Annotated in this window: 16 protein-coding genes; 11 read left to right on the top strand and 5 right to left on the bottom strand. The window is 40.2% G+C overall.

Annotation, left to right across the window (positions count from 1 at the left end):
• Positions 1-5 precede the first annotated feature (5 nt).
• Both cfbB and mpgP read left to right on the top strand, forming a co-directional pair.
• Positions 6-1475 (top strand): Ni-sirohydrochlorin a,c-diamide synthase, encoded by a 1470-nt coding sequence (gene cfbB, locus J2746_RS10570; protein WP_425342648.1) that lies wholly within the window; start codon positions 6-8, stop codon positions 1473-1475.
• 83 nt (positions 1476-1558) lie between these two features.
• The gene (gene mpgP / locus J2746_RS10565) at positions 1559-2362 is read left to right on the top strand and encodes a mannosyl-3-phosphoglycerate phosphatase (protein WP_209620382.1); all 804 of its coding nucleotides are present in this window, start codon (positions 1559-1561) and stop codon (positions 2360-2362) included.
• A gap of 119 nt (positions 2363-2481) precedes the next feature.
• On the opposite strand, the gene J2746_RS10560 is transcribed toward mpgP, so the two are convergent.
• A complete protein-coding gene (locus J2746_RS10560) occupies positions 2482-3084 on the bottom strand; it encodes a nitroreductase family protein (RefSeq protein ID WP_209620379.1) in 603 nt (200 codons plus the stop codon).
• Between the two features lie 301 nt (positions 3085-3385).
• Here J2746_RS10560 and J2746_RS10555 point away from each other — a divergent pair, with 301 nt between their 5' ends.
• The 4 genes from J2746_RS10555 to glgP all read left to right on the top strand — a co-directional run bounded on the left by J2746_RS10555 (position 3386) and on the right by glgP (position 8247).
• Positions 3386-3916, top strand: coding sequence for a hypothetical protein (locus J2746_RS10555; RefSeq protein ID WP_209620376.1), 531 nt, complete (start codon positions 3386-3388; stop codon positions 3914-3916).
• Positions 3917-3939: 23 nt separating this feature from the next.
• Complete coding sequence (locus J2746_RS10550) at positions 3940-5181, top strand: glycoside hydrolase family 15 protein (protein ID WP_209620373.1); 1242 nt, start codon at positions 3940-3942, stop codon at positions 5179-5181.
• 73 nt (positions 5182-5254) lie between these two features.
• A complete protein-coding gene (locus J2746_RS10545; RefSeq protein ID WP_209620370.1) occupies positions 5255-6466 on the top strand; it encodes a glycosyltransferase family protein in 1212 nt (403 codons plus the stop codon).
• A gap of 107 nt (positions 6467-6573) precedes the next feature.
• Positions 6574-8247 (top strand): alpha-glucan family phosphorylase, encoded by a 1674-nt coding sequence (glgP, locus tag J2746_RS10540; protein ID WP_209620367.1) that lies wholly within the window; start codon positions 6574-6576, stop codon positions 8245-8247.
• Positions 8248-8307: 60 nt separating this feature from the next.
• On the opposite strand, the gene J2746_RS10535 is transcribed toward glgP, so the two are convergent.
• The 3 genes from J2746_RS10535 to J2746_RS10525 all read right to left on the bottom strand — a co-directional run bounded on the left by J2746_RS10535 (position 8308) and on the right by J2746_RS10525 (position 10292).
• Complete coding sequence (locus tag J2746_RS10535) at positions 8308-9516, bottom strand: glycosyltransferase family 2 protein (protein ID WP_245250101.1); 1209 nt, start codon at positions 9514-9516, stop codon at positions 8308-8310.
• 2 nt (positions 9517-9518) lie between these two features.
• Positions 9519-9737 (bottom strand): DUF5652 family protein, encoded by a 219-nt coding sequence (locus tag J2746_RS10530; RefSeq protein ID WP_209620363.1) that lies wholly within the window; start codon positions 9735-9737, stop codon positions 9519-9521.
• 171 nt (positions 9738-9908) lie between these two features.
• A complete protein-coding gene (locus tag J2746_RS10525; protein WP_209620361.1) occupies positions 9909-10292 on the bottom strand; it encodes a VOC family protein in 384 nt (127 codons plus the stop codon).
• Positions 10293-10387: 95 nt separating this feature from the next.
• Here J2746_RS10525 and J2746_RS10520 point away from each other — a divergent pair, with 95 nt between their 5' ends.
• The 5 genes from J2746_RS10520 (at position 10388) to J2746_RS10500 (ending at position 15324) form a co-directional block, all read left to right on the top strand.
• Entirely contained in the window at positions 10388-11464 is a 1077-nt protein-coding gene (locus tag J2746_RS10520) for an RNA-guided endonuclease InsQ/TnpB family protein (RefSeq protein ID WP_209620357.1), read from the top strand.
• Between the two features lie 141 nt (positions 11465-11605).
• Complete coding sequence (gene endA, locus J2746_RS10515) at positions 11606-12664, top strand: tRNA-intron lyase (protein WP_209620354.1); 1059 nt, start codon at positions 11606-11608, stop codon at positions 12662-12664.
• A 67-nt stretch (positions 12665-12731) separates the two neighbouring features.
• Entirely contained in the window at positions 12732-13124 is a 393-nt protein-coding gene (locus J2746_RS10510; protein WP_209620350.1) for a DUF2209 domain-containing protein, read from the top strand.
• Between the two features lie 24 nt (positions 13125-13148).
• Positions 13149-14399 carry a GTPase HflX gene (hflX, locus tag J2746_RS10505; RefSeq protein WP_209620347.1) on the top strand — a complete coding sequence of 417 codons (1251 nt, stop codon included), beginning with the start codon at positions 13149-13151 and terminating at the stop codon, positions 14397-14399.
• 253 nt (positions 14400-14652) lie between these two features.
• A complete protein-coding gene (locus tag J2746_RS10500; RefSeq protein WP_209620341.1) occupies positions 14653-15324 on the top strand; it encodes a CehA/McbA family metallohydrolase in 672 nt (223 codons plus the stop codon).
• A gap of 84 nt (positions 15325-15408) precedes the next feature.
• Here the strand turns inward: J2746_RS10500 and J2746_RS10495 are convergent, their stop codons facing one another.
• Complete coding sequence (locus J2746_RS10495; protein WP_209620338.1) at positions 15409-16113, bottom strand: dihydromethanopterin reductase (acceptor); 705 nt, start codon at positions 16111-16113, stop codon at positions 15409-15411.
• Positions 16114-16149 lie beyond the last annotated feature (36 nt).

The following is a 16149-nucleotide window of genomic DNA, read 5'->3' as shown; positions in this document are numbered from 1 at the left end:
GTTTGATGAAAATGTCAGACACTCCTCAACATTCAGAAAAGAAGGAGATTCCAAGGATACTTCTGTCAGCAGGAAGTTCGTCATCGGGTAAGACCACAATTACTATTGGCTTGCTTTCGGCACTTACCGAATCCGGCTATAAAGTTCAACCATACAAGGTGGGACTTGATTACATCGATCCGAGTTACTATTCTGAGATTACCGGCCGAAGGGCTCGCAATATAGATGGTTTCCTTATGGATGAGGAAAGTGTGCGGGACGTTTTTATTCATGGTGCAGAAGTTGATGAAGATGCCGATATCGCAATCATCGAAGGTGTACGTGGCCTCTATGAAGGTTTTGACAGCTTTACAGACACAGGCAGCACTGCACAGATTGCAAAAATCCTGAAATGTTCTGTTATCCTTATTGTCAATGCAAGAAGTATTACACGCTCGGCTGCCGCCCTTGTAAATGGTTTCAAGGATTTTGATAAGGATGTGAATATCGTCGGTGTTATTCTCAACAACATTGGTGGTCCAAGACATACAAAGAAGGCAACTGAAGCAATTGAGCACTACACAGGCATTCCGGTTATCGGTGTAGTCCACCGCAATAACTCAATGAAGATATCAATGAGGCATCTAGGTCTTGTTCCTGCAATTGAGGAACGTCGCCGTGCCGATAATTACGATGAGAGAATTGATTTTATCAAGAACAAGATCAAGGATGGCATACAGATAGACCGGCTTCTGGAAATGGCACACGCAGCTCCGGCTCTGGAGCGTCCTTCAAAGACCGTTTTCACTCCACGTGAAATCGAAGGGGAGAATCCTGTAATTGGTGTGGCCCTTGACGAGGCTTTTAATTTCTATTATCATGATAACCTTGAACTACTCCAAATGGCAGGAGCAGAGATCAAATACTTCAGCCCTATACATGACAGTAAACTGCCCCGTGTTGACGGACTCTACCTCGGCGGCGGCTATCCCGAACTTTTCGCCACCGAACTTGAGGAAAATGTCTCAATGCGTGAGGATATCCTTGATGTATCACGCTCCGGCATGCCAATCTATGCAGAATGCGGCGGGCTGATGTACCTTACCGAAAAACTCAGTACAGGAGTAAAAGGCAAAGGAGCACACAATATGGCAGAGATGCCTGAATCAACCCATGAAATGGTTGGCGCACTTCCAGGACATACACTTATGGGTCACAAGCGTGTTGTCAGTTACAACATTGGTGAACTTGCAGTGGATTCTGTTATTGGCAAAACAGGAAACTCTTTCCGTGGCCATGAATTCCATCATTCCGAAGTTACAGAACTTCCCAAGGATGCAAAGTTTGCTATCAAGCTCTCCCGCGGCACCGGTATAATCGATGGCTGGGACGGGCTTACTGTTGATAACACACTTGGATGCTATGCACATCTGGTTGCAAGCTCTTACAGGGAATTTGCAGGTAGTTTTGTGGATTTTGTGATGGAAAACAGATGATATATATCCTTTTTTTCCACACCCAATAATTTAACAATCATTTCCTACAAATTACTACTACCATCATTTCAGGGAGTAGTACAATGCAATACATCGTTTTTACAGATCTTGACGGAACACTTGTAGATCATGACACATACTCATATGAAGCTGCAATGCCGGCTATCAATATGCTGAAAGAGAAGGAAATACCACTCGTATTCTGTACCAGCAAGACCAGGGCTGAGATCGAGGTCTATGTGGATGAACTGAATACAGGCCATCCTTTCATATCTGAGAACGGCGGTGCCATTTTTATCCCGCATGACTATTTTGATGTTGACTATGTATCTTCCAGATCAACCAAAGAATATGATATAATTGAGCTTGGTACGGATTATAATCTGCTGAGAAATGTCCTTCTGAACATTGCAGCATCAGAAAACCTTTCAATAACCGGCTTTGGAGATATGACAAACGAAGGGGTAAGTAAAGATACCGGCCTTGATATTGAATCCGCCTGTCTTGCAAAACAAAGGGAATATGATGAGGCGTTCAAATTGGATGGTGACGAAAAGGACGCTGAAACACTTATTGATCAGATCCAGGCAAACGGCTTGAACTACACCCGTGGTGGCAGATACTGGCACATCATCGGGGAGAACGACAAAGGTAAAGCCGTGAACATCCTCACACAAATTTATCGCAAGCAATACGGAGAAGTGAAAACAGTAGGTCTTGGAGATAGCCTTAATGATTACCCAATGCTTAAAACAGTTGATGTTCCATTCCTCGTTCAGAAGCATAACGGGAAGCATGATCAAAAAATAACAGATGCGAAAGTCAACAAGATTGAAGGCATTGGTCCTGTTGGGTGGAACATGGCAATTTCAGGGCTGCTGAAATAAGAATTTCATATTCATTTTATTTTTATCCTTATTTTTCAGAAACGACCTGGTTATTATTCTAAATAAAAAATGATTCAGTAGAGCAAACTCAAAATAAAAAAAGGAGATCAGCAGTTTATTCAGAAGAATATTGCATCTTCAGGGAGTCTGCTCTTTGGTGTCGGACTGTCTGCGGCATAACCCAGAGTTACTATCAATGTTGGTGTAATATTTGATGGCAGATCAAAGATACTGATTATCTTATCCACATCAAATCCCTGTATTATGCATGAGTCAATACCCAGTGATTTAGCTCCGAATGCAGCAGATGCTGCTGCAATATAAACATTCTTTTCCGATTCTGCAAGTTTTTCATCAGCAGAGATACGACCGAACATACCATCAACTGCCATCTGATAATATTTTATGTTCTGTTCCGGCACTTGTGCCTGCTTCATGTACTCTATATTTGCTTCAATATGGCTGTCCCAGTCAGTATTTGCACATAAGATCATCAAGTGTGAACAACTTGGGACCTGTGTCTGTCCGCCAAATACGTATGGAGCAATTTTGCCTTTGAGTTCACCATCATTTATGATTTTGATTTTCCATGGCTGGACATTAACAGCAGATGGACTGTTCCTAATCATTTCTTTTATGAGTTCTATAGACTCATCATCTATCTTTCTGTCACTGTATTTTCTGCTGGCATACCTTGCTGTTGTCAGTTCTTTGAACTCCATTTTCATACCTCTTTTAATTAACCCACATTCTCATAGAATGATTTTGTATTAACTGAAGTTAATAAAAGTATTGCATGTAATCCTGAATTAAGATTACTATTTCAGGACTGTATAAATTAGTGATGGCCACAACGTATTTTTTACCGGGACTTAAAACTATTAACTTAAAATTATTTATACCCTCAAAACCAACTATGTAGTTGGGAGACGCAAAAAAACTGGACATGGAATAAGTATCATGTTATTGCTTTAACTTTAGAAAAACATCGCGTCACAATCATCAAGGAGTGTGGGATGAGACATGATCCGATTAAAGAATATACTGCCAAAAGCATTTTTATTTGGAATAGTTGAAATGGTGGACATCTCAGGGGTTGAAAAGACCTATGAATGGATCACTACCCTTGGAACAAAACTGGCTGAGATAGAAGGCCCGGGATTTGAAGGAGCATGGGAAGATGATGTCAACTATTTGCCCATCTGTCCTTTTGGCAACGAGTTAATAGATTTCATTCACATCCATGGTAGTGAGATTCCATCCCAATTCACCGAACTGATGAATTACGTCAACAGACAGAAAGATGAATCAGATGAACCGTGGAATTATCCAGCCCTTGTAAGTGTTCTAGGTATACTGCGGCATAGTTATGTCACACGCCGGGCTAAGATGGCAAAAGCACAGGTTTACAATGTAGGCAGTAAATCAGTGGTCAACAACATCAAGGTTTATAATGAAGAAGCAATAGAAAAAGCAAGGATGACAAAAGAACAGGTCAGCAAAATACTGGACCGCGCCTTCTGTGTATACAAAGTGGAATACCTTGAAGATTAAGACCCAAAAATGGAGTGATTTTTTTGAATTTCCCGGAAGCGGCTAAAATTTATGAGAATAGTGTCAAGATCTTAAAAGAGAACCAGCATGAAAAAGGAGGATATTATGCAAGTCCTCCCGGCACCCGTTATCCTTTCATATATCCGAGAGATCATTCTGTGGACATTCTTGGTGCTATTGATGCAGGACTGCTTGATGAGGCTAAAAAAGGACTTGAATTCGTTCTCAATGCCCAGAAGCCCCTTGGTGAATTTTCCCAGAGATACGACGTAGATGGAAATGATGCAAGCTACAAGGATCTTCAGATAGATGGAAACGGTCTTGTGCTCTTTGCAATGGGTAAATATTTTGAAGCCACTGGAGCCTCTTTTTTTGATGAAATGGCAGACAGGGAATTCGTAGAGAAATACTGGGAGCAGGTCAGTAAGGCTGTGGACTTCATACTCATGAACAAGAATGAGGAAGTGGATCTCATTCACACCATTAACAGTATTCATGAATATCCGGCATACGAGCATGGTTTTGAGATCTATGCAAACTGTGCATGTTGTGCAGGAATCCTTGCAGCAGTAAAAATGGGCGAGTCAATTGGCAAGGATGTCTCTGAATGGAAAGTGGAAGCAGAAAAGATAAAAGAATCCATCCTAACCCGTCTTTACAGTCCTAGAAGAAGATCTTTCATAAAATGTATTAGAGTAAAGGACCGTAACAGCAAACCAATAGGTTATGATGCATTTGCTTCTACTGTTATTGATGTAGACGTGGTTGAATACTCACCGGCATATTTCGAACTTCTGAGTGACCACGACGTTAAGATCAGGTCCACAGTGAAAAGAATACATGAAAAACTCTGGGATAAAGAGATTGGTGGACTTAACAGGTACCCGGAGTACTGGGGAAGGAACAATGGAGGATACGGACCATGGTGCCATTTCACATGTCAGCTGGCCAATCACTATGCTGAGGTTGACAATCTGGATATGGCCGAAATGTATCTTGGGTGGGTTGTGGACATGGCTCACAACCAAATGTTGCCTGAACACGTTTCAACCATTGAGAGGTTTGAACTCTGGCTGGAGGACTATTCCAATGCTAAGATACTCAGGGACAGTAAACTGACCATGATAGAAAATGTTCGTTCCCATTCTAAATGGAAAGACGGGCTGGCATATGTGACAATACCTCTTATATGGCCACATGCGGAATATATCAGGGCCTACAGGAATTTTGTCAATAAGTTCGATAACGAATATTCATTCAAGTGATATAAAATCACAAAAGAATTTACAATATCATTTATTTTACTTTCTGATCAAGATACTCAAAGGGTGAGGATTTATGGATTTCTATCAGGAGAAAATAACTACTATACATGACTTTGCAACCGATGATGGTGAGGTTGTACGGCATTTAACTGAACTTTCCAGGTTCAGACCAACAGCTCTGATCATCCCTATGTTATACAAGGAAATAAAAAGCCCAAGCCTTGCAAACATAGTCAATGAACTAAACAAATGTGAATTCATAAATGAAGTCATCATTTCACTGGCTGCGGATAACAAGGATGAATATGAAGATGTTATTAATTTTTTCGGAGAACTAAAACTTAATCACCTGGTAGTTTGGTGCAATGGTCCAAATGTTACAAAAGTTGTTTGTGATATGAGGGATAAAGACCTTGATATCACCCAATTCAAGGGTAAGGGAAAGGATGTGTGGCTTGCCATTGGTATTGCAAGCCTGAATTCATTTGCTATTGCACTGCATGATGCAGATGTAAAAACATATTCCATGGATTTCCCTGCAAAATTATTATACCCGATACTTAATCCCAGACTCAATTTCCTTTTTAACAAGGGATTTTATGCCCGCATCAACAAGGAAGAAAAAACAATGCATGGAAGAGTATTCCGTCTTTTTGTACGACCTTTCCTTGCAGCTTTACAAAGGGATGTTAAGTATGAATCCTACGTACTTGACTATTTAAGTGCTTTCAGATATGCACTTGCAGGTGAATTTGCCCTTACATCCGATATTGCATTGCATCTGAGAATTCCTTCAGACTGGGGACTTGAAGTGGGTCTTCTTGCTGAGGTTTACAGGAACAGCTCCCTGAAGCGGACATGTCAGACAGATCTTGGTATTTATGACCATAAACACAAAGATACAAGAGAAAATGTTTCTGAGGGTCTCTGCAAAATGGTAAATGATATAGTACTGACCTTGCTGCGCATAGCCAATGAGACAACCAGTGTTCATATATCACAGTCCTTTGTTCAGGGAGTGTATGTAAAATACATAAGATTCGCCCAGGATCTCATCAGACAGCACCACGCCGACGCCATATGTAATAACCTGAAATACGACAGGCATGCAGAAGAAAGATACGTTGAAGTCTTCTCCCAGATCCTGTTGAATACAGGTAACTCATATCTTGAAATACCTTTAAGTATTCAGATGCCTGACTGGAAAAGAGCATTATCGGCAATACCTGATCTTCGAGAACAGTTAAAAAGCGCAGCATTAAAAGACCTTGATGCTTTGCAATAACAACTAAACTGCAAGTCCAAGATCCTATCAAAAAGTCTTTTTACTTCTTAAAAGCAATTATATATAAACTTTTAAATGATATATATGATGCAAAGGTGTTAATCAACATGGACAATGTTATTGGTACAAGTGGGCGCAGGATTGCCTATTTTTCAATGGAGATAGGATTGAAAAATGAAATGCCAACATACAGTGGCGGTCTGGGTATACTGGCCGGAGACACCATAAGAGCAAGTGCTGATCTTGGTCTTCCTTTAATAGGTGTCACCCTCCTTAACAAAAAAGGTTATTTCATGCAGAAACTGGATGATGAAGGCAGGCAGACCGAGCATCAGCATGAATGGGCACCTTCAGATTATATGCAGCTTTTGCCTTATGAAGTGAAGGTAAGGATACAGGGAAGAGACGTAAGGATAAGGGCATGGATTTATGAACACCACAGCCTGACCAAGGAAAAAGTTCCTGTAATTTTCCTGGATACGGATATTGAAGAAAATGCCCCGGTGGACAGGCAAATTACTTACAGTCTTTACGGAGGAGACAGCAAATACCGCCTGAAGCAGGAAATGGTTCTTGGGATCGGTGGTGTAAGAATGTTGAACAGCCTTGGTTGTTCAATCAGTAAATATCATATGAACGAAGGGCATTCCAGCCTTCTGGCTATTGAATTGCTACGCCAGAACAATATGAATGAATTATATGTAAAGGAACATTGTGTTTTTACCACACACACACCAATTGAAAGCGGACATGATGTCTTTCCTTACGAGATTGTTTTTGAATTGATGGGAGATTATGTTGATTCGGAGACTCTCAAAAAATACGGTGGAGAGCATGAGCTTAACATGACCCTTCTTGGATTGAATTTATCACATTACATCAATGGAGTTGCAAAGAGACACAGGGAAATTTCTGAGAAAATGTTTCCCGGTTATAAGTTCAATTCCATTACCAACGGAGTACATTCTTATACATGGGTCTGTCAGCATTTCAGGGAACTTTATGACAAGTATCTTCGTGGTTGGGCTAATGAACCTGAACTCCTTGTGAGGGTCAGAAGCATTCCGGATAATGAGATATGGGATGCACACCAACTTGCCAAAAAAGAGCTTCTTGATTATGTTAACAGCAAGTGCGGAACAAATATGGACCCCGATACGTTGACAATCGGTTTTGCAAGACGTATTACTGAATATAAGAGGCCTACGTTCATTTTTTCTGATCTCAAAAGACTGAGAAAAGTAAATGAAGCCGGAAAGATCCAGTTGATCTTCGCAGGAAAGGCCCATCCCAGGGACATACAGGGAAAGCAGTTCATTGAAAGAATTTTCCAGTACAAAGAAGAACTTAAGGGTGAAATAGAAATTGCCTATCTTGAAAACTATGGTATAGACCTTGCGATGAAGATCGTTTCAGGTGTTGATATCTGGCTGAACAATCCTAAGAAACCTCTTGAAGCTTCAGGTACAAGCGGAATGAAAGCAGCCCACAATGGTGTTGTGAATTTCAGTGTGCTTGACGGATGGTGGCTTGAGGGTTGTGTGGAAGGTGTTACCGGCTATGCAATCGGCCCTATGCCTCATGTGGAAAAATCACCTGAGGAAATTGAAATGATGGAGCTTGATGATCTGTACAATAAACTGGAATATATCATGATCCCTAAATACTATTGCAGAAAAGATGAGTGGATAGGTCTCATGAACAATTCAATTGAAATGATAGCTTATTATTTCAACAGCCACAGAATGATGCATCGTTATGTTACCGAAGCTTACCTTTAAAGTAAGCTTTGGTATTTTACATTTTTGAGATTCAGGAAATATTTTGTCTGTACTTCACTCTTATTTTTGCCTTAATATCTCACATTTGAGGTCTTCAAATACCTCTGCATTTTCACGAATGGCTGTTTCTGCCTCAATAAAGTTCATATCCTTGCATTCGTTATAAAACTCTACAAATCTGGCAAGCCACAACACACGCAGTGCATCTATTAATGTACCATCCTTTGTTTTAGAATATTCTAAAAACATATACCAGACACATTTTGCCCAGTTATTTGCATCAAGGGAAGCATGGCCTTGCGGGAATTTCTGTGTTATCTTCAATATATCCGCAGGTAATACCTTTTCAAATATATCATGATATTCTTCGTAACGTGTTGCCACGGTTTCAAGCATCTTATCTCTGTTAACTTCAACAGGAATAGGTATTGGACCGTAGTAATCAGATAATATAATATTTGTTTTTGCAGGTCGTTCATTTTTGTGTGAGTAATATACTGCAAGGTCAAACATAGTTTGTACAACCTGCCTGAACATGGGTATAAGTGATGATTCCGGATCCAGATACTTAGTTGTTGATTCATGGAGTTTTAATCCAAGCATTGCTTCCCTTATTCTTGTCCTTTCAGCTGCAGCTACAGTAGTAATGAATATATCTATGCCAAAGTTAGACGGGAAGAGAGGGTGGTCCCGGAGTATTTCCATCAATTTTCGGGAAATACAGAACTCTCCACCAATCGGCTGTCTTATATCACTTCCATAGTAAGCTTTTGTAAACGGATATGCCAGGTTGTTTGTGATAACACCGTCAAACTTGTCCCGTACGTAAAAAGGAACTACAAGGTCAGTTCTTCCGTAAAGTACAGGCATGGCCATTTCCTGTATCCATTCTTCCTTTATGGATAGAAGATCCCCATCAACAAAAGCAACTGCTTTTGAATTTAATTCGTGGGCAATTTCCATAACAGTGTGTATGCCATCTCCTTTTCCCGGAACCCCCATCTGCTCGACAACCAACTTCTGCACAGGTTTAATTTCAAACATACTTGCAAGTTCTGCCGTCCTGTCTGTAGAAAAACCATCAGAAACAACGATCAATGTCCTGTACTGAGAAAGGTATTGTAATATTCCCTCCCTTACAACGTTCATTACATGAAGTATAGTAGGTTCTACATTTTTGGTCAATATACCTACAACAACATCCACTTCACCTATTTCCTCAAGTTTATCCAATATTCCGTGACTTAGTTCCATCTTATCCGCTCCCATGATTAGATCCTCTTCTTACTTTTCCGGAAAAAATAGATATACAGTATGGGCAGAATTCCCAGTGAATTGATTAGTAATATAGCAATAAACCAGTATCTATCATCATTTCTTGCAGCTTTCCATAATCCGACACCTTTCCAGAGAATTTGCCACAGGACCAGTACTATAACAAAAGCCATGAATGCCGGACTTTGATATGATAATGATTCTATCCCTATCATATTTTACACTCCCATACAAAATGGTGTCCTTGGCCTATAAAAGGTTGTTCATAATTATAGATAAATTGTTTATTAATATGATATGGAATTCATACCCAGCTTCTTCTCTTGATTTCTTTTTGGAACTTATTAAATTTAATTTACTCTTTGAACAAGCTGGATGCAATTACCCTAGGGATCATACAAAACCACCATATAGTCTCCGGGTCTACTAAGCGGACATTTTTCTATTAGAGTTGCTCCCTTGTCTACAAGGTATTCAATATCTTCATCAATATCATTACTTTTAGCAGCAATATGCAACTGCAAATGATGATCGGTTCGCGTGGTTAATGCTTTTACATCGGGTATCTGTGCCAGCTCCAGCATTACCCTGTCGACCGGATCAGTAACAAAAGCCACTGACTTTTCATCATCCTTTGCCTTGAACTTGATGTTGAAACCCATTACATCATGATACCACTTTGCCATTTCAAGCGGTTTCTCTACAATGAGACCTATGTGCTCTATATCAAATCTCTTAATGGCCAGCCCTCCTTTGTCACATTTGTTCACCTAATTAGAGCAAGATGCCACCGTATTCATACGGTGGAGGAATGCGTCAAACCCCATAATACCCTTTTTATATCAATGAATCTTATGTTCAATAGATGCTTTTAACTATCAAAGTAAAACTGTACCCAAATGAGCAACAAGAAAAAGCTCTTTTAGAAACGATAGAACGCTTCAATGAAGCATGTGACTATATTTCTAAAATTGCATGGAGTACACGTACTTTCGGAAAGGTTGGTATTCAAAAAATCGTATATTATGACGTTAGAGAAAAATACAATCTTTCCGCACAAATGGTAGTTAGAGCCATAGGAAAAGTAGCAGAATCATACAGAGTAGATAAAACTTGCCAACATGAATTCAATAAACACGGTGCAATAGTCTATGACCAGAGAATTCTAACTTTCAAAGCATCCGATGAAGTTTCAATCCTAACACTCGAAGGCAGAGAACGTATTACCATAAAATACGGAGAATACTGTCCTCTTGACATGGAACGAGTAAAAGGACAAGCAGACCTCATCTACCATAATAATACCTTCTATCTCATGGTAGTTGTAGATGTTCCCGATGCAGACCCAATAGACCCTGATGGAGTCATGGGTGTGGATATGGGAATAGTCAACATAGCCACGACCTCAGACGGTGAAGTATTCTCAGGAAAGAAATGCACCGAAGTAAGACAACGCTATTCTGCTCTAAAAGCAAGACTTCAAAGTGTGGGAACCTACTCCGCTAAGAAGCATCTCAAGAAAATAAGTGGTAAGGAAAGACGTTTTAAAAAAGATACCAATCACTGTATAGCTAAAGCAATTGTTCAAACTGCAAAAGACACAAACAGAGCTATTGCCATTGAAAATCTCAAAGGCATTAGAACTAACAGCACGGTTAACAAAGCAGTAAGAACAGCTATCGGTAAATGGGCTTTCGATGAATTAGGAAACTTCCTCAAATACAAAGCTACCCTTGCAGGCATTCCAGTATTTGAGATAGACCCTAAGAACACATCAAGAGAATGCTCAGTATGTGGACATATAGATAAGAAGAACAGGAAAACTCAAGCAGAGTTTTGTTGTGTTAAGTGTGGCCACCAAGAAAATGCCGATATTAACGCTTCAAAGAACATATCATTAAGGGGCATCTGTCAACTGTCCCATCGTCCTCTGGCCTATTAAAAGGAACATAGAAGGACAAGCCACCCTATTTATAGGGTGGTAGTTGACTCCAGTCCACCATGATTAAATATATAATACAATATCTGAATCACTATTATTGTAAAATTGTAAATACATTCTTATTTATTCCAGGTGAATTTTTTGATCGGAAAACTTGTCAAAGAAAAGGTAAAATCCGGGAAGCAGGCAATCAACGAGCTCTACAATACCGGATACTATGGTCGTCCAAAGGGCGATGTTCTTGAGCTTACGCTGGTTGAAGCGGCATATCTGCTTTATAAGAACAAACTAGAGATAAGTCTGGATGAAAAGACCCTTGAATTTGAAGAGTTTTTCACAGAAGCATCAAAAAGACAGCAATTTTTTGAGCTGAAGTATATCGTATATAAGGACCTCCGTGAAAGAGGTTATTATGTCCAGCCCAGTGTGACGGATTTCAGGGTATATCCAAGAGGTGGACATCCAGGCAAAACACAGGCAAAGATGTTCGTCTATGTCAGGTCTGAACGTGTACCAATGTTACTGAAAGATCTGCTCAGCCAGCATAATGCCGCACTGAATGTGCGAAAACAAATGATACTTGCCATTGTTGACGAGGAAAGTGACATCACATACTATGAAGTAAAGAGATTGGATATTAAAGGCAATATGGATGAAGCTCTTTCCCTGGCTCAGCCTGCACCAGTAACAATGCTTGAAGATCGTGTTCTTGTCTGGGATGAAGGAACCTCAAAACTTCTTTATGAAAATGGATTCTACGGCAAACCCCTTGATAACGAACGCCTTCAACTGTCTCTTGTGGAATCCGCATATTTACTTGATAAGGGAATAATAGAGATAAAAGACAGCAATAACAGGATAATTCCTGATATCTCTGCATTTTCCGAAATTGCAGCTTCAATTGATCCTGACTTCCCACTGAAGTACATAACTTATGTTGACCTTCGAAGCAGGGGATTTATTCCCAAGACCGGATTTAAGTTCGGTACGCATTTCAGGGTTTACAATGAGATACAATCACTCAAAAAACTGCCCCATTCTAGCTATCTTATTCATGCAATATCCCATGAGCACAAATTCTTACTGCCGGTTATGTCCAGGGCCATAAGACTTGCGAACAGTGTAAGAAAACAAATGCTCTATGCAGTTGAGATTGCAGGGAAGATCGAATATGTTGATGTTGGCAGAATAAAGATGTAATGCTATTATGAAATGACTATCATGAACTACTCAGACTTATATAATATACCCTACTTTGCTTTAGCAGATGTTCGATATTATTGCAGTTGATATTTCCGGAAGACACAAAACAAATGATGGATACCTTATGGTATGCGCAGCAGTTGCTGCTTCTGTCACTGCAGATCACATAGAGAAGGTCAATCAGATAGTTGTCAGGTCATTCAGAGATAGTTCTGCACCTGATGTTCAGGATGTTGTTAAGATTGTAGAAGAGACGGTTTCAGAACTGAAATTTAGTGGCACAATTGTTACAGAAGCAGGTGATTTCTATAATAAACCCCAATGGTTAATTGACAGTATGTTCTCTTGTGATCTCAAATATCAGGAATCACTGAGTGAAAGAAGGTGTATTGAGATTGCCCATCATGTTTCACTCAGTTCAAGAAAGCTTCTACTCAAAGAACTGGATATCCGCTGAAAGCCCGGAAAGCAAGGAATTCACATGATGCGTGCAATTTTAGTTAAAAGGAACGATCCAAGATCAGATGATGACAGAAATGAGCTTCAGATGAATGAGCTCAGGGAACTTGCCGGAGCTGCAGGTTATAATATCATTGCCGAAATGACCCAGATGCGACATCCAGACCGCAAATATCACCTTGGAAGAGGAAAAGTGGAAGAACTTTCACAGATAGTCACTGACCTGAAGCCTGATAAGATTATATTTCACAACCCACTCAGCACAATGCAGATATACAATATCTCAGAAACATGCCGCTGTGAGACCATTGACAAGTTCCAACTTATCCTTGAGATATTTGCAACAAGGGCAACAACTCACCGTTCCAAACTACAGGTAGAGCTGGCAAGACTGGAATACGAACTGCCCCGTGCCAGAGCTGTTGTATCTATCCTGAAAAAAGATGAAAGACCCGGTTTTATGGGACTTGGTGGTTATGAGGATTCCTACGCCCAGGATATTAAGAACAGGATGGCTCGAATCAAAAACGAGCTTGAGACCATACAAAAGGATAATGAATCCCTGAGAGCACACCGTCATTCAAGAGGCTTCTCGCTGGCAGCACTCGCAGGTTATACCAATGCAGGAAAAAGCACTCTTTTCAATGCACTTGTAGATGAGAACGTAGAATCAAAAGATATGCTTTTTACAACATTGCTACCTACAACCAGATCACTCAAAGTGAAAGGACGAGACATTCTTGTGACAGATACTGTAGGATTTATAGAAGATCTTCCGCACTGGATGGTGGATGCTTTCAAGTCAACTCTTGATGAGATATTCCTTGCAGACGTCGTCCTCCTTGTTGTTGATTCTTCAGAGCAGATGGAACTTATACGTAAAAAGTTACTCGTTTGCCACGAAACGATGTGGGACCAGTTACAGGAAGTTGCCATTGTAACGGTGTTCAACAAGATCGACCTGATAACAGATGATGAATTGCAGGAAAAAATGGCGACTCTTGCATATCTTGCTCCACATTCTGTTACTGTATCTGCAAAAACCGGTTTCGGATTTGAAAAATTGAAAGAACAGATTCAAAGCCTTCTGCCGGAGTGGAAACGAATAAAACTTTCAATACCACAATCAGAAGAAGGTATGGCACTAGTAGCCTGGATATACGACGAAGGGCTTGTACACAGCATAAACTACACAAATACTATTTCAATTGATTTTGAAGCAAGGGATAAAGTTATAAATAAAGCCATATCTCTAGCAAATGGACTATCATGACATGTATATACAGCCGTATAAAATAAATTATTTTATTCACAGCGTTATATATATATGCGATAAGGTAGTTAGTATGTATGCGAACGGGTAAACACTCTAATGTACCACCAATCCTATCCAACCACCCAACCACCATTTTTATCCCGTTCGCATAACATTCTGTTTTTTAGCTGATTTCTGGTTGGTTCTCAATACAATATTAGAAAAGTGATTTTAAAATATCTTTATAAACTCTGAAAACCAAGGTACATCTATGAAGTTCGATCTTCACGTTCATTCCTGTTATTCAAAAGACAGCAACGCCAGTCTGGATGATATTATTAAACATGCTGAAGCTAACGGACTGGATGGATTTGCAATATGTGACCATGACCGCATAGAAGGTGGATTCGAATGTGTTAAAAGAGCACAGGAACTTGGCTCGAAAATCATAGTTATACCTGGTGTGGAAGTGAGTTCCTCGAAAGGACACATCCTTGCACTTGGTATTCGCAAACCCATAGAACCGGGATTAAGCCCTGAAGAAACAATAAAGATTGCACGTCAGCAGGGGGCAGTTGTTATCATTCCTCATCCATTCAAACTGACATCCCATGGAATAGGTTATATTGAAGGACTTGATGCTGATGCGATAGAGGTGTTAAACTCAAGATGTGTGACCGACGGTCCTAATAACAAAGCCAGAAAAGCTGCACAGGAACATGGATATCCTATGGCAGGAGGAAGCGACGCACACGAAGCGGAAATGGTTGGGCGGTCTTATACTGAGATAGACACCGATGCCACAAAGGCAGAAGACGTACTTGATGCCATCAGGGAAGGAAAGACAAGTCCTGGTGGTGAAAAAACACCGGTTTCATTTGTAGTAAAACAAATGTTCATAGGACATATCAATAAACTTAGCAGACGTTTTGGAATGAGATAATTGTGAGCTACCACTGATTAAAACCAGTGGCTTTTTGCTTTAAACCGATAAAACGTAAACCAGTTAAATCTGATGACACGGGATTTATATTTCATCCAGAATTAAAGGTATATCTTCCGGTTTTTCCAGTATGGTGATGCCTTCAAGCTCTCTGACAAGCTCTACATTCCTGGAGTCAATATCCCTTACTTTCAGCTCCACTGGACCACCTTTTATCGCATTGAAATTGCAGAGTTCCTTGCATATACCGCAACCGCTACATTTGAGAAGATCTATCTGATCAGTTATTGCCTCATTAGGGCAATTATCCCTTGGAGGACATGGGTCACATTTCTGACATTTTTCCCTGGCAATACCATAGGGAAGTTCAGATACAACTACACCTGCAATATCAACAGGAACCACATATACCGGCACACTTCCTTTTACTGCCTGGGCAACAGCGTTGCTCACCAGAGTATCGGCTGTGCCGTATGCTATCTTTGAAACAGTATTGGATGTGGCAGGTGTGACAACAAGAGCATCATATTTGTCAAGCAGAAAACGTCCTGTTTTTGGCCAGCTCTTTCCCTGTTGTGTTTCAAGAAATATCTCTTCAAGGTATTCACCGCAGGATATGTTTTCCAGTTCCTTCTCGAGTCCATACATCCTGACAACTTCTTCGGCAGCACTGGAAAGGAAAGAGTTCACTCTGATATCATGTTCACTTTTTATCTGCCCGAATATGCTGAAACTGGAAGACAGGAAATGTCCGGCACCTGTAATTCCCCATGCTATCGTTTTTGTCATAGGGAGAAAATAGTCGTTTTCTTATTATATTCTTTG

It is taken from the genome of Methanolobus bombayensis (genome assembly GCF_017873415.1).
In the GTDB taxonomy this organism is placed as follows: domain Archaea; phylum Halobacteriota; class Methanosarcinia; order Methanosarcinales; family Methanosarcinaceae; genus Methanolobus; species Methanolobus bombayensis.
This window is presented reverse-complemented; position numbering and strand designations above follow the sequence as displayed.

What these genes read in the sequence shown, in the direction of transcription:
- cfbB (WP_425342648.1), top strand. Translation starts at nt 6, where the DNA reads ATGAAAATGTCAGACACTCCTCAACATTCAGAAAAGAAGGAGATTCCA.
- mpgP (WP_209620382.1), top strand. Translation starts at nt 1,559, where the DNA reads ATGCAATACATCGTTTTTACAGATCTTGACGGAACACTTGTAGATCAT.
- J2746_RS10560 (WP_209620379.1), bottom strand. Translation starts at nt 3,084, where the DNA reads ATGGAGTTCAAAGAACTGACAACAGCAAGGTATGCCAGCAGAAAATAC.
- J2746_RS10555 (WP_209620376.1), top strand. Translation starts at nt 3,386, where the DNA reads ATGATCCGATTAAAGAATATACTGCCAAAAGCATTTTTATTTGGAATA.
- J2746_RS10545 (WP_209620370.1), top strand. Translation starts at nt 5,255, where the DNA reads ATGGATTTCTATCAGGAGAAAATAACTACTATACATGACTTTGCAACC.
- glgP (WP_209620367.1), top strand. Translation starts at nt 6,574, where the DNA reads ATGGACAATGTTATTGGTACAAGTGGGCGCAGGATTGCCTATTTTTCA.
- J2746_RS10535 (WP_245250101.1), bottom strand. Translation starts at nt 9,516, where the DNA reads ATGGGAGCGGATAAGATGGAACTAAGTCACGGAATATTGGATAAACTT.
- J2746_RS10530 (WP_209620363.1), bottom strand. Translation starts at nt 9,737, where the DNA reads ATGATAGGGATAGAATCATTATCATATCAAAGTCCGGCATTCATGGCT.
- J2746_RS10520 (WP_209620357.1), top strand. Translation starts at nt 10,388, where the DNA reads ATGCTTTTAACTATCAAAGTAAAACTGTACCCAAATGAGCAACAAGAA.
- J2746_RS10510 (WP_209620350.1), top strand. Translation starts at nt 12,732, where the DNA reads ATGTTCGATATTATTGCAGTTGATATTTCCGGAAGACACAAAACAAAT.
- hflX (WP_209620347.1), top strand. Translation starts at nt 13,149, where the DNA reads ATGATGCGTGCAATTTTAGTTAAAAGGAACGATCCAAGATCAGATGAT.
- J2746_RS10500 (WP_209620341.1), top strand. Translation starts at nt 14,653, where the DNA reads ATGAAGTTCGATCTTCACGTTCATTCCTGTTATTCAAAAGACAGCAAC.
- J2746_RS10495 (WP_209620338.1), bottom strand. Translation starts at nt 16,113, where the DNA reads ATGACAAAAACGATAGCATGGGGAATTACAGGTGCCGGACATTTCCTG.